The 16,243-nt window shown below is 71.8% G+C and carries 18 protein-coding genes; 15 read left to right on the plus strand and 3 right to left on the minus strand.

The window, feature by feature from the left end:
• Nucleotides 1-3: 3 nt before the first annotated feature.
• From murJ to trmB, 15 genes are all read left to right on the plus strand, one after another.
• Nucleotides 4-1,632, plus strand: coding sequence for a murein biosynthesis integral membrane protein MurJ (gene murJ, locus VIL67_RS04335; protein WP_332047612.1), 1,629 nt, complete (start codon nt 4-6; stop codon nt 1,630-1,632).
• A gap of 325 nt (nt 1,633-1,957) precedes the next feature.
• Complete coding sequence (trpS, locus tag VIL67_RS04340; protein WP_332047613.1) at nt 1,958-2,992, plus strand: tryptophan--tRNA ligase; 1,035 nt, start codon at nt 1,958-1,960, stop codon at nt 2,990-2,992.
• A 40-nt stretch (nt 2,993-3,032) separates the two neighbouring features.
• Nucleotides 3,033-3,515, plus strand: a complete 483-nt coding sequence (locus VIL67_RS04345; RefSeq protein WP_332047614.1) for a universal stress protein — start codon at nt 3,033-3,035, stop codon at nt 3,513-3,515.
• Between the two features lie 38 nt (nt 3,516-3,553).
• Nucleotides 3,554-4,132 (plus strand): NifU family protein, encoded by a 579-nt coding sequence (locus VIL67_RS04350; protein WP_332047615.1) that lies wholly within the window; start codon nt 3,554-3,556, stop codon nt 4,130-4,132.
• A gap of 41 nt (nt 4,133-4,173) precedes the next feature.
• Entirely contained in the window at nt 4,174-4,800 is a 627-nt protein-coding gene (gene tsaB / locus VIL67_RS04355) for a tRNA (adenosine(37)-N6)-threonylcarbamoyltransferase complex dimerization subunit type 1 TsaB (RefSeq protein WP_332047986.1), read from the plus strand.
• Complete coding sequence (locus tag VIL67_RS04360; RefSeq protein ID WP_332047616.1) at nt 4,797-5,255, plus strand: GNAT family N-acetyltransferase; 459 nt, start codon at nt 4,797-4,799, stop codon at nt 5,253-5,255. Before tsaB ends, VIL67_RS04360 begins: the two co-directional genes overlap by 4 nt.
• Before the next feature lie 80 nt (nt 5,256-5,335).
• The gene (locus tag VIL67_RS04365; protein WP_332047987.1) at nt 5,336-5,707 is read left to right on the plus strand and encodes a Fur family transcriptional regulator; all 372 of its coding nucleotides are present in this window, start codon (nt 5,336-5,338) and stop codon (nt 5,705-5,707) included.
• Nucleotides 5,708-5,753: 46 nt separating this feature from the next.
• Nucleotides 5,754-7,118: a tRNA (N6-isopentenyl adenosine(37)-C2)-methylthiotransferase MiaB gene (miaB, locus tag VIL67_RS04370; protein WP_332047617.1), complete on the plus strand. Its 1,365-nt coding sequence runs from the start codon at nt 5,754-5,756 to the stop codon at nt 7,116-7,118.
• On the plus strand, nt 7,115-8,083 hold the full coding sequence (locus tag VIL67_RS04375) for a PhoH family protein (RefSeq protein ID WP_332047618.1): 969 nt from the start codon (nt 7,115-7,117) through the stop codon (nt 8,081-8,083). Before miaB ends, VIL67_RS04375 begins: the two co-directional genes overlap by 4 nt.
• Entirely contained in the window at nt 8,080-8,550 is a 471-nt protein-coding gene (ybeY, locus tag VIL67_RS04380) for an rRNA maturation RNase YbeY (RefSeq protein ID WP_332047619.1), read from the plus strand. Before VIL67_RS04375 ends, ybeY begins: the two co-directional genes overlap by 4 nt.
• Nucleotides 8,537-9,433, plus strand: coding sequence for a CBS domain-containing protein (locus tag VIL67_RS04385; RefSeq protein WP_332047620.1), 897 nt, complete (start codon nt 8,537-8,539; stop codon nt 9,431-9,433). The genes ybeY and VIL67_RS04385 overlap by 14 nt, the downstream gene beginning before the upstream one ends.
• The gene (gene lnt, locus VIL67_RS04390) at nt 9,430-11,001 is read left to right on the plus strand and encodes an apolipoprotein N-acyltransferase (RefSeq protein ID WP_332047621.1); all 1,572 of its coding nucleotides are present in this window, start codon (nt 9,430-9,432) and stop codon (nt 10,999-11,001) included. Before VIL67_RS04385 ends, lnt begins: the two co-directional genes overlap by 4 nt.
• Nucleotides 11,002-11,049: 48 nt before the next feature.
• Nucleotides 11,050-11,466 carry a helix-turn-helix domain-containing protein gene (locus tag VIL67_RS04395; RefSeq protein ID WP_332047622.1) on the plus strand — a complete coding sequence of 139 codons (417 nt, stop codon included), beginning with the start codon at nt 11,050-11,052 and terminating at the stop codon, nt 11,464-11,466.
• Nucleotides 11,467-11,583: 117 nt separating this feature from the next.
• Nucleotides 11,584-12,804, plus strand: a complete 1,221-nt coding sequence (gene metK / locus VIL67_RS04400; RefSeq protein WP_332047623.1) for a methionine adenosyltransferase — start codon at nt 11,584-11,586, stop codon at nt 12,802-12,804.
• Between the two features lie 166 nt (nt 12,805-12,970).
• Nucleotides 12,971-13,639 carry a tRNA (guanosine(46)-N7)-methyltransferase TrmB gene (gene trmB / locus VIL67_RS04405; protein ID WP_332047624.1) on the plus strand — a complete coding sequence of 223 codons (669 nt, stop codon included), beginning with the start codon at nt 12,971-12,973 and terminating at the stop codon, nt 13,637-13,639.
• A 226-nt stretch (nt 13,640-13,865) separates the two neighbouring features.
• On the opposite strand, the gene ppa is transcribed toward trmB, so the two are convergent.
• The 3 genes from ppa to coaBC form a co-directional block, all read right to left on the minus strand.
• Nucleotides 13,866-14,402 carry an inorganic diphosphatase gene (ppa, locus tag VIL67_RS04410; RefSeq protein WP_332047625.1) on the minus strand — a complete coding sequence of 179 codons (537 nt, stop codon included), beginning with the start codon at nt 14,400-14,402 and terminating at the stop codon, nt 13,866-13,868.
• 125 nt (nt 14,403-14,527) lie between these two features.
• Entirely contained in the window at nt 14,528-14,989 is a 462-nt protein-coding gene (gene dut, locus VIL67_RS04415) for a dUTP diphosphatase (RefSeq protein ID WP_332047626.1), read from the minus strand.
• Complete coding sequence (gene coaBC / locus VIL67_RS04420; protein ID WP_414696184.1) at nt 14,986-16,218, minus strand: bifunctional phosphopantothenoylcysteine decarboxylase/phosphopantothenate--cysteine ligase CoaBC; 1,233 nt, start codon at nt 16,216-16,218, stop codon at nt 14,986-14,988. Before coaBC ends, dut begins: the two co-directional genes overlap by 4 nt.
• Between the last annotated feature and the right edge of the window lie 25 nt (nt 16,219-16,243).

Consider the following 16,243-nt stretch of genomic DNA (forward strand, 5'->3'; position numbering starts at 1 on the left):
GCCGTGACCGACAATCCCGCCACCAATCCCACGCCCAAGCGCGGCGGCCTGATCCGGTCCTCCGCCATCTTCGCGGCCCTGACCCTGGTCAGCCGGATCATGGGCCTGGCCCGCGACCTGGTGATCACCGCCCGGCTGGGCGCCAGCCAAACCATCGCGGCGGACGCCTACTACACGGCGCTCGCGTTCCCGAACCTGTTCCGGCGGATCTTCGCCGAGGGCGCCTTCGCGGCGGCCTTCGTGCCCAGCTACTCGCGCAGGCTGGCGGCCGACGGCGACGGCGACGCCAACCGCTACGCGGCCGACGCCCTGGCTACCGTCGCCGCGGCGACGGTGGCTCTGTGCATCGCCTGCCAGCTGGCCATGCCGTGGCTGATGTACCTGATCAATCCGGGCTTCGCCGACGATCCGGCCAAGTTCAAGCTGGCCATCATCCTCACCCAGATCACCATGCCCTACCTGCCGTGCATGGCCATCGCCGCCCTGTTCTCGGGCGTGCTGAACGCGCGGGGCCGGTTCATCGTCTCGGGCTTCTACCCGACGATCCTCAACGTGGTGATGCTGGCGGTCGTGATCCCGCAGAAGGATCCCGTCGACGCCGCCTACGCCGCGTCCTACGGGGTGATCATCGCCGGGATCGGCCAGGCGGCGCTTTGCTGGTGGGGGGCGCGCAAGGCCGGCGGCCGCATCCGCCTGGTCCGCCCGAAACTGACCCCCGAGATGAAGGCGATGATCCGGCTGGCGGTGCCCGCGGCCATCGCCAACAGCGCCACCCAGATCAACATCTTCATCTCCGGCATCCTGGCCTCGCAGGTGGACGGGCTGCGGGTGTGGATGAATGTCGCCGACCGGCTCTACCAGCTGCCTATGAGCCTGGTGGGCGTGGCGATCGGCGTCGCCCTGCTGCCGCGCCTGTCCGCCGCCCTCCAGAAGGACGACCACGGCGACGCCCAGCAGGCCATGGATCAGGGCCTCGTCTGGGCCCTCGCGCTCAGCCTGCCCGCGGCGGCGGCCCTGATGGCCATGCCCGTCTATCTGATCGACGGCTTCTTCACCCGGGCCGAGTTCGTCAAGGCCGACGCGGTGGCCACCGGCCAGCTGCTGTTCCACTACGGCTGGGGCGTGCCGGCCTTCGTCCTCCTGCGGATCCTCCAGCCCGCTTTCTTCGCGCGCCAGGACACCAAGACGCCGATGCGGTTCTCGCTGATCAGCGTGGCGGTAAACATCGTCCTCGGCGTCGCCCTGTTCTATCTGGTGGGCTTCTGGGGGATCGCCGCGGCGACCTCCATCGCCGCCTGGATCACCGTCGTCCAGATGTGGTTCGCGCTGCAGAAGCGCGGCGTCTACCGGCCTTCGGCCACGGCCCTGTTCAAGATCGGCCGCGTCGCCGCGGCCAGCCTGGTGCTGGGCGGCCTGCTGGCGCTGGCGAACCACTTCCGCCCTGAGCTGGAGGCGCCGGTGACGGCCGCCGGCCTGCCGGCCAAGGAGATCATGATCTTCGTGCTGAGCGGGATCGGGCTCGGCCTGTACCCGGTCCTGCTCTTCGCCTTCGGCGGCGTCACGCCGGCCGAAGCCAAGGCCCTGCTCCGCCGGCGTAAGGGCGACCCGGCCCCGCCCGTGGACATGCTTTGACCAATACCTCTCCCGCTTGCGGGAGAGGGTAGGGTGAGGGCCGGCTCGTGCGGCGCTCTCGCGCCGGATGGGGAGTCGAGGGCCCTCGGTCGGCATCCGGAGCGGCAGACCGATCCCAGCCGGCCCTCACCCTACCCTCTCCCACGCCTGCGGCGCGGGAGAGGGGGAGTTGCCCTAGGTAGCGCCACGCACTATCCACCCGCCTATGGCGACGAACACGGCCAAGATCGCTGGGCGATGGCGCTGACCCGCTGACCCGCTGACCCGCCGAACGCGGGCGCGACCCCTTGCGCCCCACCGTCCGTTCCGTCCAGAAGCCCACATCATGACCGATCAAGCTCCTGCCCCCTATGCGGGCCCCCAGCGCGTGCTCTCCGGCGTGCAGCCCTCCGGCGACCTGCACCTGGGCAACTACCTCGGCGCCCTGGTGAAGTTCGCGCGCCTGCAGCACGAGACGCCGACCTTCATCTTCGTGGCCGACATGCACGCGATCACCGTGTGGCAGGACCCGAAGAAGCTGAAGGACCAGGTGCGCGAGATCGCCGCCGCCTACCTGGCCACGGGCCTCGACCCGAAGGTCGCCACCATTTTCCCGCAGTCGGCGGTGCCCGAGCACGCCGACCTGGCCTGGGTGTTCAACTGCGTCGCGCGGGTCGGCTGGCTCGACCGGATGACCCAGTTCAAGGAGAAGAGCGGCAAGCACAAGGAGCGCGCCAGCGTCGGCCTCTACACCTACCCGGTGCTGCAGGCCGCCGACATCCTGCTCTACAAGGCCACCCGCGTGCCGGTGGGCGAGGACCAGAGGCAGCACCTGGAGCTGACCCGGGACATCGCCGGCAAGTTCAACCACGACTACGAGGCGCCGGGCTTCTTCCCCCTGCCCGAGCCGCTGACCCAGGGGCCCGGCGCGCGGGTCATGAGCCTGCGCGACGGGACGGCGAAGATGTCCAAGTCGGACCCGTCGGACAATTCGCGGATCAATCTGACCGACGACGCGGACGCCATCGCCCAGAAGATCCGCAAGGCGAAGACCGACCCCGAGCCCCTGCCGGAGACCCTGGACGAGCTGGCCGGCCGGCCCGAGGCGAAGAACCTGGTGGCGATCTATGCGGCCCTGGCCAACCGGCCGGAAACCGAGGTGCTGGCCGAGTTCGCCGGCCAGGGCTTCGGGGCCTTCAAGCCGAAGCTGGCCGACCTCGCCGTGGCGGTGATGGGCCCGATCGGCGGCGAGATGCGCCGGCTGCTGTCCGACCCGGCCGAGATCGACCGCATCCTGGCGGACGGCGCCGTCCGGGCGCGGGCGCTTGCCGCGCCGACGGTCGCCGAGGTCAAGGCGCTGGTCGGCTACTGGGCCGGCTGACGGGCTTGCGCGGCGGCCCCGGCCGCCGCACCGTCCTCGCATGAGCACCACCAGCCAGCGCAAGTTCCTGGTCGTCTCGGACGACACGCCGGAGTTCCAGGCGGCGCTCCGCTTCGCCTGCCGGCGCGCCCGTTCCACCGGCGGCCACGTGGCCATCCTGCGGGTGATCGAGCCGGCGGAGTTCGAGCACTGGAGCGGCGTGCGCGCCGAGATCCAGCGCCAGGCCCGCGACGAGGCCGAGGCCGTGCTGCAGGAGGCCGCCGGCCTGGTGCAGCAGGAGACCGGCTTCCCGCCCGAGTTCCTGATCGTCGACGCCGAGAACGTCCGCGCCGGGCTGAAGAAGGCCATCGCCCAGGACCCCGACATCAAGATCCTGGTGCTCGCCGCCGCCGTCGGCGGCCGCGGGCCCGGCCCCCTGGTGGCGGCTCTGGCCAAGGACGGCGTGAGGTGGGGCGACCGCAAGCTGCCGGTGACCCTGGTCCCTGGCGACCTCACCGACGCCGAGATCGCCGAACTGGCCTAGGGCTTGCCGCGGCCGGGGTTCAGCGCCACATCTGGCGCATGTTCATCCAGACCGAGCCCACCCCGAACCCCGAGGTGCTGAAGTTCCTCCCCGGCCGCACGGTGACAGGCGAGGGCACGCGCGACTTCCGCGACGCCGAGGAGGCGCAGGCCTCGCCGCTGGCCGCGGACCTGTTCGACATCGAGGGCGTCGCCCGGGTGTTCTTCGGGCCGGACTTCATCACGGTGGGCAAGCATCCGTCCTCGGACTGGCCGCACCTGAAGGCGCCGGTCCTGGCGGCCATCATGGACCACTTCACCTCCGGCCGGCCGCTGTTCGCCGGCGCGGGCGAGCAGGCGTCGGGCGGCCACGACGAGGGCGTCTACGAGGGCGAGACCGCCCAGATCGTCGCCGAGATCAAGGACCTGCTGGACACCCGCATCCGCCCGGCCGTGGCGCAGGACGGCGGCGACATCCTGTTCGCCAGGTTCGAGCCCGACACCGGCGTGGTCTGGCTGAACATGCGCGGCGCCTGTTCGGGCTGCCCGTCCTCCACCGCCACCCTCAAGGCCGGGGTGGAGAACATGCTGAAGCACTACGTCCCCGAGGTGACCCGCGTCGAGCAGACGCTGGGCTGACCCTTTCCGCGGCGCGCCGGATCGTCTAACCGCGGCCGGTGATCGTCCTTGGCCTCGACACCTGCCTGAACGCCTGCTCCGTCGCCGTGCTCGATGGCGGCCGCGTCCGGGCGCATGCGTCCGAGCTGATGGCCCGCGGCCACCAGGAGCGGCTGGCGCCCATGACGCAGCGGGTGATGGCCGAAGCCGGCCTGCCGTTTTCGGCGCTGCAGCGGATCGGGGTGACGGTGGGCCCGGGCTCGTTCACCGGCCTGCGGGTCGGCGTCGCCTTCGCCAAGGGTCTGTCCGCGGCGCTGGCGATCCCCGCCGCGGGGGTCGGCGCGCTGGAGGCCCTGGCCGCCGAGGCCCAGGGCCTGGTGTTCGCCGCCATCGACGCCCGCCGCGACCAGCTCTACCTGCAGGCCTTCGAGGACGGCCGGCCGCTGATGGCGGCCGCCGTCCTGCCGCTGGGCGTCGCCGCCGCCCGGCTGGCCGAGCTGGCCCAAGGGCGGCCGCTGACCCTGGTGGGCTCGGGCGGGCCGCTGCTGGCCGACGCCGCGCCCGGCGCCCGGCTGGTGGCCGCCGAGGGCTGCGACGCCCGCCAGGTCGCCCGCCTGGCCGCCGCCCGCGACCCCGCCCCCCTTCGGCCGCTCTACCTGCGCGCCCCCGACGCGCGCCTGCCGTCGTGACCCTCAGCTGGGCCACGGCCGGGGACGCCGAGGCGCTGGCGCAGGTCCACGCCGCCGGCTTCGACCCGCCCTGGGACGCCGCCGCCTTCCGTGACCTGTTCGCCGGCCCGGGCGTGTTCGGCCTGCTGGCGCGCGACGGCGACCGGCCGGCGGGCATGGGCCTGTTCCGGGTCGTCGCCGGCGAGATGGAGGTGCTGACGCTGGCCGTCGATCCCGCCGCCCGCCGGCAGGGGCTGGCCCGCGCCGTGATGACCGCGGCGCTGGGCGCGGCGCGCGCGGCCGGGGCCGAGGCCGCCTTCCTGGAGGTGGCCGCCGACAACGCCCCCGCCGCCGCCCTCTACGCCGCCCTGGGCTTCCGGCGCGAAGGCCTGCGCCGCGGCTACTACGACCGGGGGCCGGCCGGGCGGATGGACGCCGTCGTCATGCGCCTCGACCTTACATCTCGCGCCCCTTAGACCTATCCTCCACCACGAACGGGAGAGCTGGAGCCTTGGACGTGCCCGACCGCATCGAGAAGCTGTGCATCGACAAGGGCATGCGCATGACCGAGCAGCGCCGGATCATCGCGCGCGTGCTGTCCCAGGCGCATGACCACCCCGACGTGGAGGAGCTGCACCGGCGGGCCCACGCCATCGACCCGCACATCTCCATCGCCACCGTCTACCGCACCGTCCGCCTGTTCGAGGAAGCCGGCATCATCCAGCGCCACGACTTCCGCGACGGCCGCTCCCGCTACGAGGAGCACCAGGACGAGCACCACGACCACCTGATCGACATGAAGACCGGCAAGGTGGTGGAGTTCATGGACCCGGAGATCGAGGCCCTGCAGGAGGCCATCGCCCGCAAGCTCGGCTACAAGCTCGTCGCCCACCGCCTCGAACTCTACGGCATGCCGATCGAGGAGTAGCCGGGCCGCGCTTGCACCGCGCCGTCGCGAGCACCATAACCCCCGCATGACCGGGACCGCGCCGCTCAAGCGCCTCTACATCAAGACCTACGGCTGTCAGATGAACGTCTACGACAGCGAGCGCATGGCCGACGTGCTGGCGCCGCTGGGCTATGGCGTCACCGACCAGCCCGAGGGCGCCGATCTGGTGGTGCTGAACACCTGCCACATCCGCGAGAAGGCCACCGAGAAGGTCTATTCCGAGCTCGGCCAGATCAAGCGCCTGAAGCAGGAGAAGGCCAGCGCCGGGGGCCAGATGACCATCGCCGTGGCCGGCTGCGTCGCCCAGGCCGAGGGCGAGGAGATCATGCGCCGGCAGCCGGCGGTGGACCTGGTGGTCGGGCCGCAGGCCTACCACCAGCTGCCCGAGCTGATCGCCCGCGCCCACCGCGCCCGCGGCGAGCGGCTGGCCGCCGACTTCGCCCCCGACGAGAAGTTCGACCGCCTGTCCACGGAGCGCCGGCCGTCCGGCGTCACCGCCTTCCTCACCGTCCAGGAGGGCTGCGACAAGTTCTGCACCTTCTGCGTGGTGCCCTACACCCGCGGCGGCGAGTGGAGCCGCCCCGCCGAGGCCATCGAGGCCGAGGCCCGGGCGCTCGCCGAAAAGGGCGTGCGCGAGGTCACCCTGCTGGGCCAGAACGTCAACGCCTACGCCGATCCCAAGGGCGAGCTGGCGGGCGGGCTGGCGGGCCTGGTGCGGCGGCTGGCGAAGATCCCCGGCCTTGACCGCATCCGCTACACCACCAGCCACCCGCGCGACATGGACGAGGCCCTGATCGCCGCCCACGGCGAGGTGCCGGAGCTGATGCCCTACCTGCACCTGCCGGTGCAGGCGGGCTCGGACAAGGTGCTGAAGGCCATGAACCGGGCCCACACCGCCGAAAGCTACCTGCGGCTGATCGAGAGGATCCGCCAGGCCCGCCCCGACATCGCCATCAGCGGCGACTTCATCGTCGGCTTCCCCGGCGAGCGCGACGCCGACTTCGAGGCCACCCTGCAGCTGGTCCGCGAGGTGGGCTACGCCAGCGCCTTCTCGTTCAAGTACTCCCGCCGGCCGGGCACGCCGGCCTCGGCCATGCCCGGCCAGGTCGCGGAAGAGGTGAAGGACGAGCGGCTGGCCCGCCTGCAGGCCCTGCTGGACGCCCAGCAGCGGGCCTTCAACGCCGCCCAGTGCGGCCGCGAGCTGCCGGTGCTGTTCGAGAAGCCCGGCCGCCATCCCGGCCAGCTGATCGGCCGCAGCCCCTATCTCCAGGGCGTGCACGTGAGCGCGCCGGATCGTCTGCTCGGCCAGATCGTTACGGTGAAGATCGGGGACGCCAGCCGCAACAGCCTGGCCGGCGTCCTGACGTCTGGGGAACTGGAGCCCGTTTGAGCCGCGCGCCTGAATTCATCACCCTGTCCGACATCGCCTCCCGGGCGGTGGCGGGCGCCAACTCACGCCACGCGGCCCTGATCGAGGACGCCTTCGGGGTGCTGGTCGAGACCCCCGGCGGCGGGGTCCAGCTGTCCGGCGACGCCAAGGGCCGCGCCCAGGCCAAGAAGGCGGTGCAGGCGATCGCCGCGCGCGCCGACCAGGGCCTGGAGATCTCGGAGGCCGACGTCCGCGTGGCCATCGGCCAGGCGCGCACCGGCGCCGGCGGCGCCCCGGGCTCGCTGCCCGTGGGCCGACGCGGCCAGGTGGCGCCCAAGACCGCGACCCAGGCCGAGTACCTGCAGGCCCTGGGCAGCTGCGAACTGGTCTTCGGCCTGGGCCCCGCCGGCACGGGCAAGACCTTCCTGGCCGTGGCGCACGGCGCGGGCCTGCTGCTGCGCGGCGAGGTGGACCGGCTGATCGTCTCGCGCCCGGCCGTCGAGGCCGGCGAGCGCCTGGGCTTCCTGCCCGGCGACATGAACGAGAAGGTCGACCCCTACATGGCGCCGGTCTGGGAGGCCCTGACCGACATCCTCGGCGCCGAGCAGCTGCGCCGCCGCCGCGAGAAGGGCGAGATCGAGGTTGCGCCCATCGCCTTCCTGCGCGGCCGCACGCTGTCCCACGCCTACGTCATCGTCGACGAGGCGCAGAACGCCACCCGCCTGCAGATGAAGATGGTGCTGACCCGCCTGGGCGAAGGCGCCCGGATGGTGGTCACTGGCGACCCCTCCCAGGTGGACCTGGTCAACGCCCGCGACAGCGGCCTGGCCCATGCGGTCAGCCTGCTGGACGGGGTGAAGGGCATCGGGGTGGTGCGCTTCTCCACGGCCGACGTGGTGCGCCATCCGCTGGTGGAGCGGATCGTGCGCGCCTACGACGCCGACGCCGCCCGCAGCCGCGGGGATCGGGGCGCCGACGACCGGTGATCGATATCGAGGTCGAGGATCCGGCCTGGACGGCGGCGCAGGCCGACGTCGAGGCCCTGGCCCTGCGCGCGGCCGAGGCGGTGTTGCTGTCCGAGGGCGCGGACGGCGAACACGTCACCCTGCTGCTCACCGACGATGAGGCCGTGCGCGAGCTGAACGCCCGCTTCCGGCGCAAGGACAGCGCCACCAACGTGCTCAGCTTTCCGGCGCCGCCGAACCCCGAGAAGCACCTGGGCGACGTGGCCCTGGCCTATGGCGTCTGCGCGCGCGAGGCTGTCGAACAGGGCAAGCCGCTGTCGCACCACCTGCAGCATCTGGTGGCGCACGGCGTCCTGCACCTACTAGGATACGACCACATGACCGACGAAGAGGCCGAAGCCATGGAAGGCCTCGAGCGCGTCGTCCTGGCCGGATTGGGGATCCCCGATCCCTATGCGGCCGGCGAGGGAGACCATGACCGACCCTGACCCTCCGAGTAGTCCCGCGCCCGGCGCCCACGGCCTGTTCGGATTCCTCAATCTGTTCCGCAAGCCGCAACCGGCCGCCGAGGCGGCGCCCTCCCAGGTCGCGGAGGCCACCGGGGAGCTGGTCAGCCAGGCCCGCGCCTTCCAGGATCTTCGGGTCGAAGACGTGATGAAGCCGCGGGCCGACATCATCGCCATCGACCGCGAGTGCACCTTCGCAGAGCTCGTCGCCCGCTTCGTCGAGGCCGAGCACAGCCGCATGCCGGTCTACAAGGAGACGCTGGACGAGCCGGCGGGCGTCGTCCACGTGAAGGACGTCTTCAAGCTGCTGGCTCGCAAGACCCGCAAGCCCAAGCCCGAGGACCAGATCCTCATGGGCCGCTACAACCTGGTCCGCCCGGCGCTCTACGTGCCCGCCTCCATGCGCGCGGCCGAGCTGCTCACCCTCATGCGCGCCCGGCACAGCCACATGGCCCTGGTGATCGACGAATTCGGCGGCACCGACGGCCTGGTCACCCTCGAGGACCTGCTGGAGACCCTGGTCGGCGAGATCGAGGACGAGCACGACGAGGAGGGCGACGAAGGCTTCGCCCCCATCGTCCATGACGAGCAGGGCTGGGTCGTCGACGCCCGCACGCCCCTCGAGGAGCTGGAGGCGGCCATCGGCGACGGCGTGGACCTGGCCCCCGAGGAGGTGGACGAGGAGATCGACACCGTGGCCGGCCTGGTGAACACCCTCACCGGGCGGGTGCCGCAACGGGGCGAGCGGATCGAGCATCCCGGCGGCTTCCTCATCGACGTGCTCTCGGCCGATCCCCGCCGGGTGAAGCGCCTGCGCGTGCGCCGCGCCGCCGCGCCAACGGCGCCCGAGACGGAGTCCCCGTGATCGGCCGGGGCGCCTGGGCGCTGCGGCTTTGGGCGCTCTGCGCGGGCCTGGCCGCCGGCCTCGCCCATCCGCCCTTCGGCGTGCTCCCGGGTCTCCTGGGCTACGCCCTGCTGCTGGCGCTGCTGGACCGGCCGTCCGAGCGGCCCCTGCGCTCGGCCTTCCTGCGCGGCTGGCTGGCCGGGCTCGGCTACTTCGCGATCGGCGTCTGGTGGGTGGTCGAGGCCTTCTTGGTGGACGTCGCCGCCCACGGCTGGATGGCGCCCTTCGCCCTGGTCCTGCTGGCCGGCGGCTTGGCCCTGTTCTGGGGGCTGGCCGCCGTGCTCTATCGGCTGGCCGGCGTCTCCAACATGGCCCGGGTGCTGGTGTTCGCCGGCGCCTTCGGGCTCCTGGAGTGGATCCGCGGGCACATCTTCACCGGCTTCCCCTGGAACCTGCCGGGCGAGACCTGGGCGGCCGGCTCGGCCCCCTCGCAGGCGGCCGCCGTGCTGGGCTCCTACGGCCTCACCTGGGTGACCCTGGCGCTGGCCGCGGGGCCGGCGGTCCTGTTCGACCCGGTGGACCGGCGCTACCGGGCCCTGGCCGCGGCGCTCGGGGTGGGCGCGCTGGCCAGCCTCTACGCCTTCGGACTGGGACGGCTGTCGCACGCGGCGCGGCCCGCCCCCGACGCGCCCAGCCTGCGCATCGTCCAGGCGATGATCGACCAGAAGGAGAAATGGCGGCCCGAGAACCTGCGCCTGATCTTCCAGACCTATGTGGGCCTCTCCCAGCGCCCCAGCAGCAAGCCGCCGAGCCTGGTGATCTGGCCGGAGGGGGCCCTGCCGGCCGTCATCGACGACCTGCTGGGCCCGGGATCGCCCTACGGCCCAGCCCTGGTGGCCGCCCTCGTGGACGGCCAGACCCTGCTGATGGGGGCCAACCGTGTCGAGCTCGCCCCCTCCGGCGACGTCCGCTACTTCAACAGCCTGGTGGCCATGCGCCGCGAGGCCGAGGGCCTGCGGGTCACCGGAGTCTACGACAAGCACCGGCTGGTGCCGTTCGGCGAGTTCCTGCCGTTCGGCAAGGTGGCGACGAAGATCGGGGTGCGCAGCCTGGTCCACATGCCGGAGGACTTCACCGCCGGCCCCCCGCCCGCCGCCATCGCGCCCTGGGGCGTCCCGGCCGTCCAGCCGCTGATCTGCTACGAGGCCCTGTTCCCCGGCTTCACCCGCGCGGCGGTGAAGCGCACGGGCATCCGGCCGGCCTGGATCCTCAATGTCTCGAACGACGCCTGGTTCGGGCAAACCAGCGGCCCGTTGCAGCACCTTAACCTCGCCAGCTACCGGGCGATCGAGGAGGGTCTGCCCATCGTCCGCTCGACGCCGACCGGCGTGTCCGCGGTGATCGACGCCTATGGGCGGGTGCTTCCGGAGGCCCGGCTCGGCCTCGGCCAGCTGGGCGTGATCGACGCGGTCCTGCCCCCGGCCCTGAAACCAACCGTCTACGGAAGGGTTGGAGACTTGCCTTTCGGCCTGCTGTTGTTAGCTTCCGCGCTCCCGGCTTTGGCGTATCGCGTTCGTCGAACCCGGTAGAGTTGCGGTCCCTGCGTTCCCCGTCAGCAACCCGGGTATGAAGCCTTGATGGACAAGCTCGCTGATCTCGACCGCGACGGCCCCAATCCGATCGACCGGCATGTGGGCCTTCGCATCCGGCTCCGGCGCAAGGAGCTGGGGGTCAGCCAGGAGCGGCTGGCGGAGTCCATCGGCCTCACCTTCCAGCAGGTCCAGAAATACGAGCGGGCGGCCAACCGGGTCAGCGCGTCCAAGCTGTGGGAGATGGCGAAGGCCCTGAACACGTCCGTCGCCTACTTCTACGAAGGGCTCGGCGGCGCCGGTGCGGCGGCCTCCAACCTCCCCAAGGAGACGGTGCAGGACTTCCTGCTGACCCCGGAGGGCCTCGAGCTCGCCTCCTCCTTCCCGCGCATCCGCGAGCCGCGCGTGCGGCGCAAGATCCTGGAGCTCGTCCGCGCCATGGGCGGCGACGACTCCGGGACGTGACGCCGCGCCCGCGACGGCGCGCTTGGCGGGACATAAAGATTTCTTTATAGGCTTCCGGACTTTCAGAGCCGGGCGCCTGCCGGGGGGCGGCGCCTTCAGTCCATCCGGAGCCCGCCCTTGAGCCGTTCCAACTACATCTTCACGTCCGAAAGCGTCTCCGAAGGCCATCCGGACAAGGTCGCGGACCGGATCTCCGACACCGTCGTCGACGCCTTCCTGAGCGTGGAGCCGGAGGCGCGCGTCGCCTGCGAGACCCTGGTCACCACCAACCGCATCGTGCTGGCCGGCGAAGTGCGCGCCGGGCGTCCGGGCGGCTCCAAGGTCGAGAACAAGGCCCTGACCAAGGAGATCGTCCGCAGCCTCGAGCCCAAGGTGCGCCAGGCGGTGAAGGACATTGGCTACGAGCAGAAGGGCTTCCACTGGCAGAAGGCGAAGTTCGCCTGCCACCTGCACGAACAGTCGGCCCACATCGCCCAGGGCGTGGACGCCTCCGAGAAGAAGGAGGAAGGCGCCGGCGACCAGGGCATCATGTTCGGCTACGCCTGCGACGAGACGCCGGAGCTGATGCCGGCCACCCTGCAGTTTTCGCACAACATCCTGCGCCGCCTGGCCGAGGTCCGCCATTCGGGCGAGTGCCCGGTGCTGGAGCCGGACGCCAAGAGCCAGGTGACCCTGCGCTACGAGAACGGGCGTCCGGTCGAGGTGCTGAAGATCGTCGTCTCCACCCAGCACAAGAAGCGCCTGGGGCTGCAGTCGGCGACGCCGAAGCGCATCCAGGACGCCATCAAGCCCTACATCGACAGCGTCTTCCCGGAAGGCCTGCTGACCAAGAAAACCAAGTACCTGGTGAACCCCACCGGCCGCTTTGAGATCGGCGGGCCGGACGGAGACGCGGGCCTCACCGGCCGCAAGATCATCGTCGACACCTACGGCGGCGCGGCCCCGCACGGCGGCGGCGCCTTCTCCGGCAAGGATCCCACCAAGGTGGACCGGTCGGCGGCCTACGCCTGCCGCTACCTGGCCAAGAACGTGGTGGCCGCGGGCCTGGCGCGCCGGTGCACCATCCAGATCAGCTACGCCATCGGCGTGGCCGAGCCGCTCAGCTTCTACGTGGACCTGCACGAGACCGGGGAAATCGATCCGGCCAAGCTGGAGCTCGCCCTACCCGAGCTGATCGGCGGCGCCACCCCGCGTGCGATCCGCGAGCACCTGGGCCTCAACAAGCCGATCTACGCCCGCACCGCGGCCTACGGCCACTTCGGCCGCACGCCGGACAACGAGGGCGGCTTCTCCTGGGAACGCACCGACCTCGTCGACCAGCTGAAGGGCCTGGCCTAGTCATCCCGTTGCCCTCCCCGTTTACGGGGAGGGGGGACCATCGGCCGAAGAGCCGATGGTGGGCGGGGCGAGCCCCTGCACCGCGCCTGCCACTCGCCCCCTCCACCACGCGCTCTTCGGCGCGCGGTCCCCCTCCCCCATAAATGGGGGAGGCAAGGAGTCACGCATGCCCCACCCGCCCCTCCGCTCCTTCGGCCGGATCAAGTCCCGGGTCATCAAGCCCCGGCAGGCGGCCCTCATGGACAGCCTGCTGCCGCAGATCCGCGTCCCCGCGGAGCCGTTCGAGCCCCGGACCCTGATGCCCGAGGCCGCCGAGGTCTGGCTGGAGATCGGCTTCGGCGGCGGCGAGCACATGGCCGCCCAGGCGGCGCGCCGGCCGGACGTGCTGATCCTGGGCGCCGAGCCCTTCCAGAACGGGGTGGCCAGCGCGCTCCGTCACCTGGACGAACAGCAGCTCACCAACGTACGCCTCAAGGACGGCGACGCCCGCGAGCTGGTGGGCCATCTGCCCGATGGCGGCCTGGAGCGGGTGTTCATCCTGTTTCCCGACCCCTGGCCCAAGGCGCGGCACCACAAGCGCCGGCTGGTGCAGGCCGACCTGGTGGCCGAGCTGGCTCGCGTGCTGAAGCCCGGCGGAACCCTGCGCTTCGCAAGCGACTGGGCCGACTACGTGGACTGGAGCCTCGAGCGGTTCACCGCCAGCCCCGACTTTCGCTGGACGGCCGACCGCGCCGACGACTGGCGCACGCCCCCCGCCGACCACGTCACCACCCGCTACGAGGAAAAGCGCCTCGGCGACTGCGCCCCGGTGTTCCTCGATTTCGTGAGGGCCTGAACCTCACACGGGAGCCTGCCTCCCACGTGAGCGGCAGCGAACGGGGGAGGGGGACCGTCGGCCGAGGCCGCAGGCCGAAGAGCCGATGGTGGAGGGGGCGAGCCCCACGCACTGCCGGCCGTTCGCCCCCTCCACCATTTGCTCTGCGGTCAGCTGGCGCTGACCTCGGCGGACAGTCCCCCTCCCCCGCTGCGCAGGGGAGGCAGGTCGCGAGGGAGGGTTTCTCTCAGCCCTGCTTGGCCGCGTAGGCGTCGATGGAGGCCTTGATCAGCTCGGCGGCCTCGGCGGCGTCGGCCCAGCGGACGATCTCGACGCTCTTGCCCTTCTCCAGGTCCTTGTAGTGCTGGAAGAAGTGGGCGATCTGCTCGGTCAGGATGGTGGGCAGGGCCCGCCAGCTGTCCACGCCCAGGTAGAACGGGTGCAGCTTGTCCACCGGCACAGCGAGGATCTTCTCGTCGCCGCCGGCCTCGTCGCGCATGATCAGCGCGCCCACGGGACGGCAGCGGATGATGGCGCCCGGCACCACCGGCGTCGGACCCACCACGATCACGTCCATCGGGTCGCCGTCGTCGGCCAGGGTGTGCGGGATGAAGCCGTAGTTGCCCGGGTAGTACATGGCCGTGTGCAGGAAGCGGTCGACGAAGATCGCGCCGGACTCCTTGTCCAGCTCGTACTTCACCGGCTCGCCGCCCTGCGGGATCTCGATGACGGCGTTGACGTCGTACGGCGGGTTTTCGCCGACGGGGATCTTGGAGAGGTCCATGGGGAGGATGCCTTTGTCAGAGCGACACACAAAGTCGGGGCGCTCTCTGCGGCATGGCCCGCGCTGAGTAAAGGCCGTGCGGACGGTTCCGCGAAGGATGAGGCCGGATTGTCGGGGCGCCGGGCCTACTGCGCGCCGGTGCTGCCAAAGCCGCCGGCGCCGCGCGCGGTGTCGTCCAGGCTCGCCACCTCGGCCCAGGTCGCCTGAACGACCGGGGCCACCACCAGCTGGGCGACGCGGTCGCCGCGGCGGATGACGACCTCCTCCTGGCCGAGGTTGATCAGGATGACCTTCACCTCGCCCCGGTAGTCGGCGTCGATGGTGCCCGGCGTGTTCAGGCAGGTGATCCCCTGCTTCAGCGCCAGCCCCGAGCGCGGCCGAACCTGGCCCTCGAACCCGGCAGGCAGGGCGAAGGCCAGCCCGGTGGGCACCGCGTAGCGGGCGCCCGGCGGCAAGGTCACCGGCGCCTCGTCGGGGACGGCGGCCCGCAGGTCCATCCCGGCCGCCTGGTCGCTCTCGTAGGCGGGCAGGGGCAGGCCCTCGCCGTGCGGCAGGCGGACGATGGGGATCACGGGCGGCTGGGTCACGTCAGGTCCTCGGCGATGCGGGCGGCGAGCCTTTGGGCCACCTCGCCCTTGGGCATGCGCTCCCATCGCTCGATTCCGCCGGTGCTGACGATGGCCACGGCGTTGTCGTCGCCGCCCATGGTGCCTTCGACGCTGACGTCGTTGGCGACGATCCAGTCGCAGCCCTTGCGGGCCAGCTTGGCGCGGGCGTGGGCCTCCACGTCGTTGGTCTCGGCGGCGAAGCCGACCACCAGCCGCGGCCGCCGGGCCGCCCTGGACAGGGTCGCCAGGATGTCGGGGTTCTCCACCAGGCTGATCGGCGGCGGCCCGCCTTCGCCCTTCTTGATCTTCTGGGTCCCCAGGCTCTCGGGCCGCCAGTCGGCCACCGCGGCCACGCAGACGGCGATGTCGGCCGGCAGGGCCTGCTCGCAGGCGGCCAGCATCTCGCGGGCGGTCTCCACGTCGACCCGCCGCACGCCGGCTGGGGCGGGCAGGGCGGTGGGCCCGCTCACCAGGGTGACGTCGCAGCCCAGGTCCGCCAGGGCCTTGGCGATGGCGTAGCCCTGCTTGCCGCTCGAGCGGTTGGTGATCAGCCGCACCGGATCGATGGGCTCGGCGGTGGGGCCGGCGGTGACGATCGCCCGCCGGCCGGCCAGCGGGCGCGGCGCGCCGTCCAGCGCCCGCATGGCGGCCTCGAAGATCGCCGCCGGCTCGGCCATGCGGCCGAAGCCGAACTCGCCGCAGGCCATGGCGCCTTCGTCGGGGCCGACGAACAGCACCCCGTCGGCCTGGAGCTGGGCCAGGTTCCGCTTGGTGGCCGGGTGCTCCCACATCCGCACGTTCATGGCCGGCGCCATCAGCACCCGCTTGTCGGTGGCCAGCAGGGTCGTCGAGGCCAGGTCGTTGGCCAGGCCGTGGGCCGCCTTGGCCATCAGGTCGGCGGTGGCGGGGGCGACGACCACGAGGTCGGCCGAGCGGGAGAGCTCGATGTGGCCCATCTCCGCCTCGTCGGTCAGGGAGAAGAGCTCGCCATAGACCTTGTCCTCGGCCAGGGCCGACAGCGACAGCGGCGTGACGAACTGGGCGCCGGCCTGGGTGAGGACGGGCCGCACCGCCACCCCCGCTTTGCGGAACAGCCGGGTCAGCTCCAGCGCCTTGTAGGCCGCGATGCCGCCGCCGACGATCAGCAGGATTCTCTTGCCGTCCAAGGCTCCTACGCCCCCGTGAATGGAAGCTCCGATGTAGGCCATGGCGGGGGACTCGACAAACTCGCGG

The sequence above is a fragment of the Phenylobacterium sp. genome (genome assembly GCF_036563385.1).
Classification (GTDB): domain Bacteria; phylum Pseudomonadota; class Alphaproteobacteria; order Caulobacterales; family Caulobacteraceae; genus Phenylobacterium.

Coding starts and splice junctions, on each gene's coding strand:
- VIL67_RS04365 (WP_332047987.1), top strand. CDS start 5,336: ATGCGCATGACCGAGCAGCGCCGGATCATCGCGCGCGTGCTGTCCCAG.
- ppa (WP_332047625.1), bottom strand. CDS start 14,402: ATGGACCTCTCCAAGATCCCCGTCGGCGAAAACCCGCCGTACGACGTC.
- VIL67_RS04345 (WP_332047614.1), top strand. CDS start 3,033: ATGAGCACCACCAGCCAGCGCAAGTTCCTGGTCGTCTCGGACGACACG.
- trmB (WP_332047624.1), top strand. CDS start 12,971: ATGCCCCACCCGCCCCTCCGCTCCTTCGGCCGGATCAAGTCCCGGGTC.
- VIL67_RS04350 (WP_332047615.1), top strand. CDS start 3,554: ATGTTCATCCAGACCGAGCCCACCCCGAACCCCGAGGTGCTGAAGTTC.
- miaB (WP_332047617.1), top strand. CDS start 5,754: ATGACCGGGACCGCGCCGCTCAAGCGCCTCTACATCAAGACCTACGGC.
- VIL67_RS04395 (WP_332047622.1), top strand. CDS start 11,050: ATGGACAAGCTCGCTGATCTCGACCGCGACGGCCCCAATCCGATCGAC.
- coaBC (WP_414696184.1), bottom strand. CDS start 16,218: ATGGCCTACATCGGAGCTTCCATTCACGGGGGCGTAGGAGCCTTGGAC.
- trpS (WP_332047613.1), top strand. CDS start 1,958: ATGACCGATCAAGCTCCTGCCCCCTATGCGGGCCCCCAGCGCGTGCTC.
- VIL67_RS04385 (WP_332047620.1), top strand. CDS start 8,537: ATGACCGACCCTGACCCTCCGAGTAGTCCCGCGCCCGGCGCCCACGGC.